The sequence below is a fragment of the Cardiobacteriaceae bacterium TAE3-ERU3 genome (assembly GCA_019218315.1).
Taxonomy (GTDB): Bacteria; Pseudomonadota; Gammaproteobacteria; order Cardiobacteriales; family Cardiobacteriaceae; genus JAHUUI01.
In genome coordinates, this window is the sequence record JAHUUI010000006.1 from 44,450 (window position 1) to 59,815 (window position 15,366).

Here is a 15,366-nt window from a genome sequence, read left to right on the forward strand (position 1 = left end):
GTAGTACTACTGTTTAATATTTGACCGATCTGAGAATAAATTCGTGGAATCCACGAGGTAAAAGTGTAGTGCGTATATATTTATAAAATATTGATAAGTTTTTCTTTGCATTATCGCGTCGTTATTTTGATTAGCGTATAGTAACTAGCAACAAGAGATGGAAGTGTGATGCCTTTTTTATCAATTGAGTTTGCAGTCTTCTTTTTGCTGTTTTACCCACTGTATTGGTGGTTGCAACCTGCGCCATCAATGCAAAACAAGTTACTCATTGTGGTTTCTTTAGCGTGGCTGGCATTTTTGCACGTTATTTTTGCGCTGGTTGTGGTCGGGTTCAGCATAATAGTTGCCTGGATTTCTCTGCAAATACAGCAAGCTGCGGATATTGCAGACAAGCGTCGCTGGCTGGTCATCGGGATTGTATTGGTTGTGCTCAATTTGGTCGTATTCAAGTATTTTGACGACTGGCGAGCGTTAATACAGCAGACATGGCCGATGCCTATTCTTGATTTGCTGTTACCACTCGGTATTTCTTACTACTCTTTTCAGGGTATTGCTTATTTGGTTGCGTTGTATCGTGAGCAGTGTTCATCACGGCCAGCGCTGTTTTCTTGTCAAATGAGCGCATTAGATCTGTTGCTATATTTCAGTTTTTTCCCGACCATTACCGCAGGCCCAATTGCACGTGCAGCACCGTCGCGCTATTTTCACGGTCAGCATATTGGTATGGCTTTGCAGATTACTGCGCCAAAGCGACGCGTGGTTTTTCGTCCGGCATTGGCTTTGGTGCTGGTGTTGCTCGGTGTGGCAAAGGTGTGGTGGTTTGCCGGGTCGATCAATCTGCATTGGGTTGTACCGGTATTTGATAATCCGCTGCAATATGATCGTGCCTCGCTGTTGTTGGCAATTTATGGTTATACCCTTGAGCTATTTTTCAATTTTTCTGGTTATACAGATTTGGTCATTGGTTTGGCAATGTTGCTTGGTTTTCAGTTGCCGCCTAACTTTGATCAGCCGTTGAGAGCGGTGAATATCCGTGATTTTTGGCACCGTTGGCATATGTCGTTATCGACTTGGATTCGCGATTATATTTATATCCCGCTCGGAGGAAGTCGATGTGGCTTTTGGCGTACTCAGGGGCACGTGATGGTGGCGATGGTGCTGTCGGGTATTTGGCATGGTAACGGCTGGCCATTTCTGCTGTGGGGCGCGATACATGGTGTGGCGTTGGTCGTGCTCAATATCGCTGAGAAGGTTAGTGGTCGTCGGGCATTGTTCGGGCATTCCGTCATTGCCCGTGGTTTCTCAGTATTATTCACGCTTAGCTTTGTTGCCTTTGCTTTCGTGTTCTTCCGCGCTGAACGGCTTAGTGATGCGTGGATGATGTTTGAGGCATTGTGCTACAGCAATGAGGCGCTGAACCCTTGGGCATTACTGTCGTTGTTTATTTTACTGCTGTTGTTGTGTGGCTATGGGGTATTGGCTCGCACTTTTGCTGGATTTGTGGTTTTACTCAATCGTACGCCATATTGGCTGTGGCCTTTGTTTTTGGGCGTAATATTGGCTGTGGTAGTGATTTGTGCGCCGTCAGGTATTCCGGGATTTATTTATGCAGGATTCTAAAAAGACTTCAAAGCCGGGCGCTATACAGCAACTCCAAAAACGATCAGTCAAGGCTGGCGCAAAGCGTGTATGGCTGATTTTAGTAGTGTTGATCGTTGCGATGGTGTGGTTTGCTCAGCAGTCAATCAATGCCTATTGGCTGCAGACCTATCAGCGGAAAAGCCCGTTGCAAGCTTTGGATCAGTATGCATGGTGGCGAGCTGGGGCGGAATTCTACGATACGGCTGAAACGGGTTATCAGATGGTATTGACCGATACCGCAGAGTGGTTTGAGCAAGTAACTGCCTCATTTAATGAAACAAGAGGTGAGGTCGTCACAGGGCGGAGTAGCACGCTTGAGCGAACGTCAGCAAATTTGTCATCCGTGGTAGAGCGCGTACCTGAAGTGTTGGCGCAAGAATCAGCACAGAAGTCAATTAAAGAGAAAGAACAAGAATTGAGAGACGAATTGCCGCCAACTGTGACAACTCAAGCAGAGTCTTCCTTATTAACTACTCAGCCGCCGTATTATAACCAAGCTGTGAGGACATTATTGGTTGATACAGCTGCTGGGCTGATCGGTTTGGCACAGAAAAGTGAAAAACTAACATCTGCAGAGCAACGGCTGGAACCACCTAAGAATGATCAAGTATTGGTATTGGATGGTACACAGGCAACTGACGGCGCTACAACGTCAGATTGCATGGGGGTGGATGAACCGCAACAAGTGGTATTACGTGATGGCGAAAAAGTATTTTTTGCAGGCGATTCGCTGATGCAAAGTATTGCACCGCACTTACGCCAGCGCCTGAAGAAAGAGTATGACATCGATTCGATTAATTTGAGTAAGCCCAGTACAGGCTTGTCTTATGCTGGTTTCTTTGATTGGCCAGCGACGATTGAGGACACACTAGCCAACAATAGCGATATCGGTGTGATGATGGTATTCATTGGCGCTAATGATGCACAGGCATTTATCGATACGAAAGATGCGCAGCAGCGGCCGGTCAAGTTTCGCAGTGAGCGCTGGACTGAAGTCTATCAGCAGCGGATTACACGTATTCTGGATGCAGCAGAAGCAGCGGGTGTACAGGTGGTATGGATTGGGTTACCGCACATGCGTAACGCACGTTATCAGGACAAAATGGCTTATATCAATACGCTTCTGCATGACAGCGTTACTGGTCGTGCCCTGTGGTTACCTATTGCGGATTTGCTTGGTGGTGATACTTATCTTGATAGTATGGCTATTAACGGCAAAACCGTACGTATTCGCCGGAAAGATGGCATTCATTTATCGCGTGAAGGTGATGCGTATGTTGCTGACTATATTTGGCCGTATTTATGCTACGCCTCGCAGTAGTACGATCTATATGGTTGTAAATGGATTGATGCACTGTACTTGCGGAAAGACGGTGCGGATATCGTCTTCGTCTTGAGCTTGGTAGAGTAGCTTGACGTTCGGGCCTGCGTCGATGGTGAGGTAAACTGCGAGGCCGTCGTTGCGGTGCTGCTGTACTTTGAGAATGGTCGCTAGCGTTTCTGGCTGGAAATAGGTCAGTAGTGGTCGAGCGGCGAGCATGGTTGCGTGCATGGCGAGCGCATTACCTTCGGCGGTCTTGCCTAGGGTATGAAAGTCCTGATTGAGAATTGCATTGCGGATGGTGATGAGGTCATGCTCGGCCTGTTGTGGCCATTGTGCAAATAGTGGGCTGGTTTCAGCAGTATGGGTCATGCCATCACGTGATGAGGTATGCTTTTCTGCGCTGTTAAGCTCAAGCAGGCCGATGCGTAAATCCTGCCATGTGCTGGAGATTGGCTGGGCGATACTGTCACTACCATCATTGTGTTCACCACGTTGCCACTCGACAAAGCCGTGCCATAAAGAGCGTGATGCACTGCCGCTACCAATGCGCGCAATGGCAGAAAGTGTTTGCTCAGGTAGGTTGAGTCGGAAAAACTGGTTTAGTGCCAGTGTCAGTGCAGCAAAGCCAGAGGCAGATGAGGCTAGCCCGGCTGCGGTGGGAATAGTGTTATGGGTATTGATGTGCATTGGCAAGTGCTGCTCTCGACGAAATAGCTCGATAAAGGCGATGACTTTGCGCGTGAAAGGGTGCTCAGCAGGTAAGTTATTGCCGTTGAGGGAGACTTGATCTTGCTCAGCTGCGGTTATGGTTGTTCGTGTGCCGAGTTTACCAAGTGAGATAGAGAGGCTACCGTTAGTTGGCAAGTTTAGCTCTGCATCACGCTTGCCCCAGTATTTGGACAGTGCAATATTGCTCGGTGCGTAGGCTTCGGCATGCTCAGCTGTGGTCAGTTTGGTGGGCAAAAAAGTGGCAAAAAATTCGGCTTTAGTCATGGTAGATCAGGCCATCCTCTGCAATTGGGGCTGCGCTAAAGTTTGTTGGAGTTGTGTTAGCAAGAGCGAGGACACAGTCGCCAAGACCACTGCCGCTGATTTTAGCTGCGTGGCAGTCGCTGTGTTCGTGAGCGCTAGTGATGATGTGCTCCAGAGTGTCGTCACTGACGCCAAGTTCGCGCATCAGCTGTTGATAGCGGTTGAGTTGTTGATAGAAAGTTGCCCAGTTGTGCTGTTGGGCAGCAGTGATTGCAGCGGCGCTGCATTTGCCCATGTCCTGATACAGTTGCTCGTAGTGCTCAGGTTCATCGGCCATCCGTGCGGCGATTAGTGCAAGCACTTCTGCGGTGGGCGTTTTGTAACCAGCATAACGGAGGTGAAAGGCTGTTGGTGGTAAGGGCAACGCCTTAGTTTGTGTATGTGGCAAGTTACGGTAGGCAATCATGCCTCCGTGTAGGCTGGCGGCAAGGTCGGCACCACTACCACGCCCTTGTAGGCTACGAATGATGGTTAGTGCTTGTGTGTGCAAGGTAGCTAGGCTTTCGTCACTGTTGCTATGGCGGGCGAGTGCGCCAAGTAGGGCAATGGTGACGGCCGCGGATGAGCCGAGGCCGAGGGTGTGATCAATGTCGCTGTTGATGCTGATGTCGACACCACCACTGTGCGGGTAGCGTTCGAGGCAGGCTATTGCAAATCGTAGACGTGGGTCAGGCCTGAGCATCATCACTGGAGATTGGTATTCACCGAGTGCGCTGTGAATGTACACAGTATCGTCATTGGTGGCTTGTAAGCGTACATGAATGCGCTGCTCGATCGCGGCGACGATGGCTGCATGACCATAGACAACGGCGTGTTCGCCGCTGACCATGATCGAGCCAGGTGCAGAGGTGTGGATAATTGGCGTCAAAACTGATACCACTGCCAAGCAGGGTCGTAGTCGCTACGTGCGCTGCTGTCGAGTTGTGGAAATGCATCCATGGCGCTGAGAGCAGCGGCAATGCCGTGTTTTGGGTTACGGCAGTAGGCGTGGATACTGCGTATGCCTTGGGTGAAGTTGACGATACTGAGCACACCAATGCCATGCTGGTCTTTGCTGATTTGGTTGTAAAAGTGTTCCTCGAGATCCTGTGCGGTGTCGAGATCTTCCTTGCAGGTCAGTTCGCTGTCGATGATGATGCACCATGCCATATCAGGTCGGCCGAGCAATGAGGCGGCACTTTCATTGCGGATGAGAACGAGTGCATCTTGTTCTGCAGATTCTTCACTTTCGGCAGCAGCCCATTCACTTTCTTCGGCTTGCGGATATTCGCCGTCATGGTTGAGTGTATTTTCCCATAGGTCATTGATGAGCTCGGGCAGTTGGTCGGCACGAACGGCATTTTCTGCTGGGGTATCAGCAAATTCAACACTGCGAATTTTGACTGCTAAATCCCATTCGCCGAGGATGTGGTCGAGCATAATGAATGCCATGTTTTGCAAGTGCGGCAATTGTTCTTCATCGGCTTGCTTTTGCAGCGTGACGTCTAGGTCGATGAGTTGGTCAGTGGCGCTGGCACTGATAAGCAGGTCTGTGGCTAAAAGCTCGATATCGTCATCCATACGCATGACGAATTCATTGATGTATTCCGCTGGAATAGGCTGGCGGAAAGCAATCAAATCGTAGTCGCGAGTAGTCGCAGTTTGCAGCAGGATATCGATGGCTATGAATTGATCGAGCATACCATTGGCACTAAAAATGAGTAGGTCGCGAGGCTCATCTTCTTGTATTTCGAGAAAGACCCCTTCGATGTATTGGTGCAATAACTCATTGCCGGCTTCGACACGCTCCACAGAACTCAGCGTACTGAGTTGTGCTGCTTGTTTGTCCCATGCTTGCCAAAAAGCTTGGGCTTGTTGGCGAATGCTTTCAGGGGTGGTCGCTTGAGTATTAGTCATATGGTGTCCAGATGTGGGTCAGGTAATTAGGGTCGCACCTTGTTCGGCAAGATGCAGCTCGCCCCATGGTAATGTGTGGTTGGTCAGTAATTCGGGGATGGTGTTAGGCTCAGGATGCCAAGCAAGGATGATACCACCACCGTTGCCACGGTGTGCGCCTGCGCCACTGATTTTGGCACTGCCGCCGTGATGATTGATAGTCGTAATGAGTGCCTTGGCTGTTTCAGGAACGATACCAATATGCTCAAGTAAATGTTGGTTTTCATTGAGGCAGTCTGCCGGTGAGGCATTGGTGAGCAGCTGTTGGCGTAAGGTGTCACTACATGCAGCAAATTGTTGCCATAGAGGTTGGTCGTTACCATGTTTACGACGGACATGTGCAACTACTTCGCCTGTACTGGCTTCAGGATAGCCGTGCAATATCCAGTACCAGTGCCCGTTACTATTAAGGCTGGCGGCAAGTGGCTGTGGTGTGGCGTCTTCGAGGTATTGCAGGCCACCATAGGTGACTGCTGCTGCGTCGATGGCGCTGCCTTTACCGTGTTGCAGGCGTTCGCAGAAGCGTACACGCTCGAAGCGTTCACTGATGGTCAGTGGTTTATCGAGCAAGTGTTCGTAAAGGCGAATACTTGCGGCGATTGCTGAGGCTGATGAACCCATGCCGGCCCCAAGCGGTAATTCAGATTCACTGCGCAAGCGACCGGGCATTGGTAAGTGCTTGCTACTGGTGCGGCCGGGCAGTGGGATGTGCTGGGCAAAGGTAGCAAGGGTGTAGATCAGCAGGTCGTCAGGGCGGTTTAGGATGTGCTGTACTTCACGCTGGCCGCGGCTGAATTGCTCAAAATGCTCATCGAGGGTTTGCTTGAGTTTGTGCAATGCATGCAGCGGGTAGGGCGGTGCTTTGGGCAAGCCTTTGAAGATAGTACGGATACTTTTGCTACGGTGCAGTGGGGTGAAGTGGACGGTGGTATAGCGGGCAATGGCCGCAACGAGCGCCGGCGCGCCATAGACGACGCTGTGTTCACCACTGAGGATGAGTTTGCCAGGGGCGCGCGCTGCGTAAGCCATGGTCAGCAACAGCGAGTGTACTGGCGCTTGTGCCCGTCGATACCGGCAAGGCGGAATGTACCGCGGTTACAAGTCGGATTGGTGACACTGCTGCCGTCGGTTGGGTCAGGGTGGTGCCAGTATTCGAGATAGGTATCGTAGTCTAGCGCTTCGCGTTCGCTGATCAGGCGCTGATGGCGTGTGCGGAAGCGGTGCTCAAGATAGTCATCACTGACAACGCCGCTGAAAAACTCGGCCACGCACCCCGAGCCGTAGCTGAACAAAGCAACAGGCTGGCCTGCGAGGTCGTCGCGGTTGTCGAGTAATGAAATCAGGCTGAGGTAAAGCGAGGCTGTATAGCTGTTGCCGATGACGCGGTTGTAAATCATGCCAGCATCGGTATCACTTTCTTGTACTTCTTGCTCGTTGATGCGGGCAAGATGCTGGTGAGCCTTGATACCCATCTTTGAAAATGGCAGGTGATAGCAGTAGTGCGTAAAATCGCTATAAGCGTGGCCGCCGTTGTCTTGGTAGTCCTGCCATGCGTGCTCAAGTGCACGAAGATACATCTGGGTTGAGAATTTGCCGTCAACCAGCGCAGTTTTACGGTAATTTGGGCGCCAGAAGTCCATCACATCTTCAGTGTGAGTACCGGTAGCCAGATCAAGTGCGATCATGCGTGGATTCTCTGCAATTAACATGGCGACAGCACCACAGCCTTGGGTGGCTTCTGCGGGGGAGTCAAGGTCGTAGCGTGAAATATCACTAGCGATCACCAGTACTTTCTTGCCCGGGTGGCGGGCAATATAACCGAGTGCCATTTGGATGGCAGCTGTTGCACTGTAGCAGGCTTGCTTGAGCTCGACAGCACGGCAGTTGGCTGGCAGATCGAGCAGCTTGTGTACATAAATCGCTGCGGCCTTAGATTGATCGATACCGGTTTCTGTGGCAAAGAGAACGGTGTCGATGTTATCGCGGCCATATTGCTCAACGATAGGATAGGCTGCATTGGCCGCAAGTGTGACGATGTCTTCGTCGTGTGGCGGGATCGCCATTTGCTCTTGGCCAATCCCACGGTGAAATTTGTTGACGTCAATGTTATTGCGTTCAGCTAGAACGCCAAGATCCAAATAATACTGTGGAATGTAGAAGCTCAGTAAATCAATGCCTATAGATTGGGTCATGGTCATTCTGCCTTTTGTAGTAATTCTTGATGATCGCGTAAAGCGGCGTTATTTTTGCAGCCAAGTAAAAATAAGGCGGTGCGGTATTCTCGTTCGAGGCGCTGGATAGCCGCAATGACGGCTTCAGTCGAGCGCATCGCTGGCTTAAGTAAAGGCGCTGCAATGCCGCATATTGTCGCACCGAGTAATACAGATTTGGCCATGTCGATACCACTGCGAATACCGCCACTGGCAATTAGTGTAACGTCAGGATGGGACGTTCGTGCCTGCTTGAGTGCTGTAACCGTAGTCAGCCCCCAATCTTGAAAAATGAGGCCAATGTCGTCGTCGGGATCAGAGCGACGATGGTGCTCGATACGGCTCCATGAAGTGCCACCGCGTCCAGCAACATCAAAATACGTTATACCCGCTTTTTTGCCGAGAGTAATGTCTTGCACTGATAGTCCGCAGCCAACTTCTTTAAGCAGTAGCGGTGCGGTTAGGGCATCGCTAACAGTGGCAATTTTATCTGTGAGATTGCTGAAATCAGTATCGCCTTCAGGTTGAACAGCCTCTTGCAACGGATTGAGATGCAGATACAGGCCATCAGCCTGCAAAATATCAACCGATGCCTGACAGTGTTCGACAGTGAAACCATCATTGAGTTGCACCGCGCCTATATTGCCGAGTAAAACAGCATTTGGGGCATATTGACGTAAATCGAAGCTGGTCTTGCTTGCAGGATGAGTGAACATGATGCGTTGCGAACCAACAGCCATGGCGACGCGGCAATATTCTGCAGCTTCTGCAAGGCGTTGGTTGATTACGCGGATTGTCTCACCATCGCCGCCAGTCATCGAGGAAATCAATAAAGGAAACGACAAAGTTTTGCCGAGGAATTTCGTTTGGGTATCAATGTCAGCAAAATTGAGTTCGGGCAGCGCACGATGAGTAAGCTGAATACGGTCGAAGCCGCTCATGCGTCGTTCAATTTCTGCATCACGAGCGATTGCAGCAATATGCTCACGCTTGCGTGCGGCGATACTATTCACCCCTTGCGCTCCATGGCAATATGCGAACGCATCAGCTCTCCGGGGTTGGTCTGAGCAGCAAGCAAGGACAGTTCACCACACAGTACAGTAGCCGCACAAATAGCCGCAAGGCGGCGAGCATTAGCGCCTGGCTCGCGTTCTTCACGGCAGCCAAGTGCTGTGAGGTGCTCTTCAACAACATCGAGCCCCTGACCTTTACCATTACCAACCGTGCCAACAATCAGATTAGGCAAAGTGCACGAAAAATACAGTGCATCGTTGCGCACTTCGGCATGAACGATTCCCTGTGAACCCTCAATGATATTGGCTGCGTCCTGTCCAGTTGCGAGATAAAACGCGAGCAACATATTGGCAAAATGTGCATTGGCACTGCGCAGGCTGCCGGCAATATTACTGCCGATGTGGTTTTTACGCGTATTGAGTTCGACCATTTTTTCTGGTGTGGTACGCAGGCGCTTTTCGCAAATGTCACGCGGAATAGTGATTTCAGCAATAACATTTTTGCCTCGGCCAAGAATGCCATTTACCGCACTGGCTTTTTTATCAATACAGTAGTTACCAGAAATTGAGCCGTAATTGAGCTCAGGACACCACGACAAAATCGCAGCGATCAAAGCATCAGCAGCCTTGGTAACCATGTTGTGACCCGAAGCATCACCTGTTGCGCATTCAAAGCGCAAAAATAGCAGATTTCCAACAATCTGACTGTGCAAGTCAATCAGGCGTGCAAAACGGCTGGTTTCTCTAACGACTTTTGCCAAATCATCAAAGCGATCACGTAAAAGAGATAGGGCGTTGTAAGCGGCTTCTGCATGCTCAGCTTCAAGCACAATTGAGCGACTCATGCGCTCATCAACAACCGTTGCACGAATACCACCACACAAACGTGAAATTTTTGCTCCACGACCAGTTGAAGGCCATAACGGGCTTTCATAAGTTGCTAAAGGTACGCGAACTTCTTCATTATCAAGAGCATTGCCTTGAATTAAAATTGGACCGACCCATTGGGTTGGTATTGGCGTAATATGCGGTATTGGCATGGGCTCAAACTAAAATAATAAAAGCCGAGATTATAGCATTATTGGGCACTTCTTGAGCAGATTGACGGAAAAATCGTTATGAATTTGTGGGATAAACCTACAAAAAAAGCGCCTATGTGGCGCTTTAATGATAGTGGCGGAGGGACAGGGATTCGAACCCTGGAAGGGCGTTAACCCTTGCCGGTTTTCAAGACCGGTGCATTCAACCGCTCTGCCATCCCTCCGCGATTGAGGCGCGTATTTTATGGATTTTTGCGCTGCTTGTCCAGTATTTGGGTAAGTTTTTTTATTGGCTGTCGATGTATCAGTTTGGTGGTTGATTTTTATGGACTTATTTTTGATTTGTTGTGACTGTCTAGTCTGGGGTAAAGAGGTGATGGTGAGGGAATAGTGATTTCAAAATTTATCTAGATGATCTAAAGGTGCTGAGATAGAGGATTCCCTTTCGCAGATAGATTTTTATGATCCGATTCGTTGAGAGAGAAGCAGGAAGATGTGTGGCTTTTTGTGGTGAGGTTTTGTATTAGGCAAACAAAAAGCCGGTCGAAACCGGCTTTTGTGTTCGGGAAGCGAAAAATTAACGCTTCGAGAACTGAGTCGCGCGACGTGCTTTGTGCAAGCCGACTTTTTTACGCTCAACTTTACGAGCGTCGCGAGTCAGGAAGCCTGCTTTGCGCAGTGGCTCACGTAGATCTTCATTGTAGATGCGCAGGGCACGAGCGATACCGTGACGGATAGCGCCAGCTTGGCCTGAGTTACCGCCGCCTTCTACAGTGATGTAGAAGTCAAAGTTGTCTTTCATGTCGACAGTTTCGAGTGGCTGACGGACGACCATACGAGAAGTTTCGCGGCCGAAGTATTCGTCAAGTGGCTTTTGGTTGACAATGATGTTGCCAGTGCCGCGGCGCAGGAATACGCGCGCAGATGATGTTTTGCGGCGGCCTGTTGCGTAGTATTGTTCTGTCATGCTTCGTCCTTAGATTTCAAGTTCGATTGGCTGCTGTGCAGTATGAGTGTGCTCATTGCCTGCAAAGATTTTCAGCTTCTTGATCTGTGCACGACCTAATGGGCCGCGTGGCAGCATGCCCTTGACCGCAAGTTCGATGACTTTGGCTGGGTTTTTCTGCTGCATTTCATTGAATGTGGCGCTTTTCAGGTTACCAATGTAGCCTGTGTGGCGGTGGTACATTTTGTCTGTACGCTTTTTACCGGTAACTTCGATTTTTTCGGCGTTGACGATGATGATGTAATCGCCAGTGTCGATAGTCGGGGTGTATTCCGGCTTGTGTTTGCCGCGAAGACGCTTAGCTACTTCGCTTGCGAGGCGGCCGAGGGTTTTGCCTTCGGCGTCTACCACATACCAATCACGCGTGATGGTGCTTGGGGTGGCTGTGAATGTTTTGGACATGACTGTCTCTCCGAACACGAAAATTAAAGGCGGCAGACTATACCGAATCGCGTCACATAAGGCAAGAAATTTATGATTTTCTTGATCTTGCGCGATTTCTTCTGCAGCCACGAGGCGTTGGAATGATTTACAGGGGACGGGCATTATAGCGGGTTCTTTATTTAATGCCAATGTGTTGTTTATTTTACGATGTGGTGATGCTGCTTTGTTAGTGAGGGGAAAGCGGCTAGAATTAATGGTGTTTATAATTCTCTAATATATAAGGAATGGTTTTATGCAGGATTTTTTGCCGGTAGTTGCATTTATCGGCGCGTATGTGGCTGCGCGACTGATGGGTTATACGGAAGGGGCGATGTATATCGCGACAGTCGCACTAATGGTGGCTGTGGTTTTGCAAATTATTTGGCTCAAAGTACGTGGGAAACCGGTTGAGAAGCGCTTGTGGCTGACGGCATTGGTTATTTTGGTGTTGGGTTCGGTGACATTGATCTTCCATAATCCGCTATTCGTTCAGCTTAAGCCGACGATTCTGAATATCGTTATTGCTGCGGTCTTTCTGGGCAGTCAGTGGGTTGGAGAAGCGAATTTAACCAAGCGTATGCTTAAAGGTGCATTCGATATGCCTGCGCGGCTTTGGATGCGCTTGAACTTGGCATGGGTTGTATTTTTCCTGATTGAAGGGGCAATTAACGCTTGGATTGCGTTTTCGTTCTCATATGACTTTTGGGTCGGGTTTAAGCTCTGGGGGCTTATGGGGATGACATTTGTCTTTTTGATTGCCCAATTTCTTATATTGCGCCGTTATCTTAAGTCCGATAAGCAGGAAAATGTCTGATGCCAAAAAAAGTATTGTGCCTTTTTGCTCATCCCGCTTTGCATGTTTCAAGAGTACACGCGCGTTGGCGTGAGATTGCAGAAGCTGCGGACCATGTGACGTTAAATGACCTTTACGCACATTATCCGGATGACTTTATCGATATTGCTCGCGAGCAAACGTTATTACGTGCCCATGATGTGATCTTGATGCAATTCCCACTGTATTGGTTCTCAACCCCGGGTATCCTCAAGAATTGGCAGGATGTGGTGCTTGAGTATGGTTTTGCATTTGGTGAAGGAGAGCAGGCGCTCAAGGGTAAATATTTCGGCGTGGTGACTTCTACTGGCGGGCGTGACTATATGTATGCGCGCGGGCAGGGGTATCGTTTTGCTATTCGTGATTATTTGTTGCCGATTGAGAGTATGGCCAAGATTTGTGGGATGAAATACATTCCGCCATTTGTGCTGCACAACAGCCATCAGATCGATGATGAAAAGTTTGATTTACATACACGCAATTACCGCTTTTACCTCGATAGCCTGAGCAGCATTCAGCAGCATTATGGTGGCTGGCGAGATGCGGTGAATGTCAATAGTTCATTGTTTAACAGCAAGGAAGAAACTGATGAGTGAAATGCTGTTTAAGTTCGCGGTGTTGTTGCTGGCGGCGATTATTGTTGTGCCACTGGCTAAAAAGCTCAAGCTGGGCTCGGTGCTGGGCTACTTGGTTGCTGGTGTGGTGATCGGCCCTTATGTATTGGGTCTGCTTGGTACGGGTGACCAAGCTGCTTTGCTGCACTTTTCCGAGTTTGGCGTGGTGATGATGCTGTTCCTGATCGGTTTGGAGCTTAAGCCTTCTTTTCTCTGGAAGTTGCGTGTGCCTATTTTGGGCATGGGCGGCTTACAAATGGTTATCACGACTTTGGTGATAGCTGGGGTTGCAATGCTATTTGGTTTGCCGTGGCAATCCGGATTAGTGATCGGGATGGTACTTGGGCTTTCGTCAACGGCAATTATTATCCAAACGCTGAGCGAGAAAGGGCTGCTTAGCGGACGGGCGGGACGCTCTGCATTTTCAGTACTGCTGTTTCAAGATATTGCGGTCATCCCGATTTTGGCTATTCTACCGCTGCTTGCGGTTGGCGGTATCGTTGATGGCGCACATGACTTTTCTGAAGATGGGCAAATCGCGTATTGGATGTCGCAACAGCCAGGCTATTTGCAGTTTTTGATTACCCTGTCTGCAATAGCAGTGGTGATCGTTCTTGGTCGCCTGTTGTCTTCTCAAGTATTTCGTTTGATCGCTCGAACCGGTATCCGCGATATTTTTACCGCAACGGCACTATTTTTGGTGATCAGCGTTGCACTATTGATGGAAGCGGTTGGTTTGTCTGCAGCTCTAGGCACGTTTTTGGCGGGCGTGATGCTGGCAGACAGTGAGTACCGGCATGAGGTTGAGCTGAGTATCGAGCCATTCAAAGGCATTCTGCTTGGTTTATTCTTTATTTCGGTTGGTGCTTCACTCGATTTTGATTTATTTATGAATAAGCCATTGCTGATTGCTGCGTTGGTGGTGATTTTGGTGGTGGTGAAGTGGATCGTTTTGTATGGTTTAGCGGCATCCTTCCGCTTGAATAATTCGCAACGCCTGTTATTTGCCTCGGTTATGGCTCAAGGCGGTGAGTTCGCGTTTGTGCTGTTTGCTTTTGCTTCACAAAATAGCGTACTTAGTACCGAACTAACGGACTTATTAATCTTGGTCGTGATCATCTCCATGCTGGTTACGCCATTGATGATGTTGGCACTTGAAGCCATTGAGCGCTCAAAAAGCATCAGTAGCCAGCCGATGCAGCGAGATTATGATGATATTGATGAGCACAATGATGTCATCATTGCGGGTTATGGCCGATTCAATCAGATCATTGGTCGTCTACTGATTGCCAATGGGCATAAATGTACTATTTTGGATAGTAATCCGGAAGTGATAGACATGCTGCGCCGTTTTGGGCAAAAAGTGTTCTATGGCGATGCGACGCGCCCAGATCTACTACATGCGGCTGGTGCGGAGCATGCAAAGATCCTCGTCATAGGGCTCAAGAACCGCGAGCAGATTGATCTGCTGATCGAAACCGCGCGCAAGTATTTCCCACATTTGAAAATTATTGTACGTGCCTTTGACCGTGTTCATGCCTATCACCTGATTGAGCAAAAAGTGGATCACTTCCAGCGTGAACAAGTCAGCTCTGCATTAGAGCTGGGCGAAAAAGCTTTGGTTGAGCTTGGCTATCATCCTTACACGGCACACCGTCAAGCACGTATATTCAAGCAATACGATGAAGATATGCTGCAAGAGCTGTATAAAACATGGGCAAAGAATCCACACAATTCGCTATTGACCAAACCTGGTGATCAATACGTCAGCCATAGTCGTGAGCTGCAAGCAACGATGGAGAAGGTTATGCGTACTGACCGCTACAACCGTAAATTGACCGTAGAGCATGATCACGCATGGGAGCCAGTACCGGATGAGCAGATTAAGGTAGATAAAAATGAGGTAAAAGTCGGTACAGCTAAAGCTGAAAAAGAAGCCGATACAACTACACCCTTAGATCATTCTAAGACCGATTCGCCAGCTGCAGCTGCTGATGGAGATGAAGGGAAAACAGAAACTTAGCAAAAAATGGCAAAAGGGGCGTAAAAAAAGTTGACGAGAAGCAAAAAAAACCTATAATACGCCCCACGCCAAGCGGGAATAGCTCAGTGGTAGAGCACAACCTTGCCAAGGTTGGGGTCGCGAGTTCGAATCTCGTTTCCCGCTCCAAATTTTAAAGCGCTGACAAGCGCTTTTTTTGTCTGGCGACGTATTTTATGGCTGGGTGGCAGAGTGGTGATGCAACGGATTGCAAATCCGTACTACGCCGGTTCGATTCCGACCCCAGCCTCCATA

At 49.2% G+C, this 15,366-nt stretch carries 14 protein-coding genes and 3 tRNA genes; 7 read left to right on the top strand and 10 right to left on the bottom strand.

The genetic code is table 11. The features are described from left to right. The first annotated feature begins 168 nt into the window (after positions 1-168). Both KRX19_10525 and KRX19_10530 read left to right on the top strand, forming a co-directional pair. On the top strand, positions 169-1,620 hold the full coding sequence (locus tag KRX19_10525; protein ID MBV7435460.1) for a hypothetical protein: 1,452 nt from the start codon (positions 169-171) through the stop codon (positions 1,618-1,620). After that, complete coding sequence (locus tag KRX19_10530; GenBank protein ID MBV7435461.1) at positions 1,607-2,962, top strand: DUF459 domain-containing protein; 1,356 nt, start codon at positions 1,607-1,609, stop codon at positions 2,960-2,962. The genes KRX19_10525 and KRX19_10530 overlap by 14 nt, the downstream gene beginning before the upstream one ends. A gap of 6 nt (positions 2,963-2,968) precedes the next feature. Here KRX19_10530 and mvaD read toward each other — a convergent pair whose 3' ends face one another. The 10 genes from mvaD to rplM all read right to left on the bottom strand — a co-directional run bounded on the left by mvaD (position 2,969) and on the right by rplM (position 11,603). After that, entirely contained in the window at positions 2,969-3,958 is a 990-nt protein-coding gene (mvaD, locus tag KRX19_10535; GenBank protein MBV7435462.1) for a diphosphomevalonate decarboxylase, read from the bottom strand. Next, positions 3,951-4,826 (bottom strand): mevalonate kinase, encoded by an 876-nt coding sequence (locus tag KRX19_10540; GenBank protein MBV7435463.1) that lies wholly within the window; start codon positions 4,824-4,826, stop codon positions 3,951-3,953. The genes mvaD and KRX19_10540 overlap by 8 nt, the downstream gene beginning before the upstream one ends. Positions 4,827-4,861: 35 nt before the next feature. Further along, the gene (locus KRX19_10545; protein ID MBV7435464.1) at positions 4,862-5,893 is read right to left on the bottom strand and encodes a hypothetical protein; all 1,032 of its coding nucleotides are present in this window, start codon (positions 5,891-5,893) and stop codon (positions 4,862-4,864) included. Between the two features lie 18 nt (positions 5,894-5,911). Continuing rightward, positions 5,912-6,961 (bottom strand): GHMP kinase, encoded by a 1,050-nt coding sequence (locus KRX19_10550; protein ID MBV7435465.1) that lies wholly within the window; start codon positions 6,959-6,961, stop codon positions 5,912-5,914. 2 nt (positions 6,962-6,963) lie between these two features. Then, positions 6,964-8,124, bottom strand: coding sequence for a hydroxymethylglutaryl-CoA synthase (locus KRX19_10555; GenBank protein ID MBV7435466.1), 1,161 nt, complete (start codon positions 8,122-8,124; stop codon positions 6,964-6,966). A 2-nt stretch (positions 8,125-8,126) separates the two neighbouring features. Further along, a complete protein-coding gene (fni, locus tag KRX19_10560; GenBank protein ID MBV7435467.1) occupies positions 8,127-9,155 on the bottom strand; it encodes a type 2 isopentenyl-diphosphate Delta-isomerase in 1,029 nt (342 codons plus the stop codon). Continuing rightward, entirely contained in the window at positions 9,152-10,195 is a 1,044-nt protein-coding gene (locus KRX19_10565; protein MBV7435468.1) for a hydroxymethylglutaryl-CoA reductase, read from the bottom strand. Before KRX19_10565 ends, fni begins: the two co-directional genes overlap by 4 nt. A gap of 134 nt (positions 10,196-10,329) precedes the next feature. Then, positions 10,330-10,419 (bottom strand) — tRNA-Ser (locus KRX19_10570). A gap of 353 nt (positions 10,420-10,772) precedes the next feature. Next, the gene (rpsI, locus tag KRX19_10575; protein MBV7435469.1) at positions 10,773-11,162 is read right to left on the bottom strand and encodes a 30S ribosomal protein S9; all 390 of its coding nucleotides are present in this window, start codon (positions 11,160-11,162) and stop codon (positions 10,773-10,775) included. A gap of 9 nt (positions 11,163-11,171) precedes the next feature. Beyond that, on the bottom strand, positions 11,172-11,603 hold the full coding sequence (gene rplM, locus KRX19_10580; protein MBV7435470.1) for a 50S ribosomal protein L13: 432 nt from the start codon (positions 11,601-11,603) through the stop codon (positions 11,172-11,174). A gap of 274 nt (positions 11,604-11,877) precedes the next feature. Between rplM and KRX19_10585 the strand changes: the two genes are divergently transcribed. From KRX19_10585 to KRX19_10605, 5 genes are all read left to right on the top strand, one after another. Beyond that, a complete protein-coding gene (locus tag KRX19_10585) occupies positions 11,878-12,438 on the top strand; it encodes a septation protein IspZ (protein ID MBV7435471.1) in 561 nt (186 codons plus the stop codon). Continuing rightward, positions 12,438-13,052, top strand: coding sequence for an NAD(P)H-dependent oxidoreductase (locus KRX19_10590; protein MBV7435472.1), 615 nt, complete (start codon positions 12,438-12,440; stop codon positions 13,050-13,052). Before KRX19_10585 ends, KRX19_10590 begins: the two co-directional genes overlap by 1 nt. Further along, positions 13,045-15,093 (top strand): monovalent cation:proton antiporter-2 (CPA2) family protein, encoded by a 2,049-nt coding sequence (locus KRX19_10595; GenBank protein ID MBV7435473.1) that lies wholly within the window; start codon positions 13,045-13,047, stop codon positions 15,091-15,093. Before KRX19_10590 ends, KRX19_10595 begins: the two co-directional genes overlap by 8 nt. A 72-nt stretch (positions 15,094-15,165) precedes the next feature. Beyond that, a tRNA-Gly gene (locus tag KRX19_10600) sits at positions 15,166-15,240 on the top strand. Between the two features lie 49 nt (positions 15,241-15,289). After that, positions 15,290-15,364 (top strand) — tRNA-Cys (locus tag KRX19_10605). The last annotated feature ends 2 nt before the right edge of the window (positions 15,365-15,366 follow it).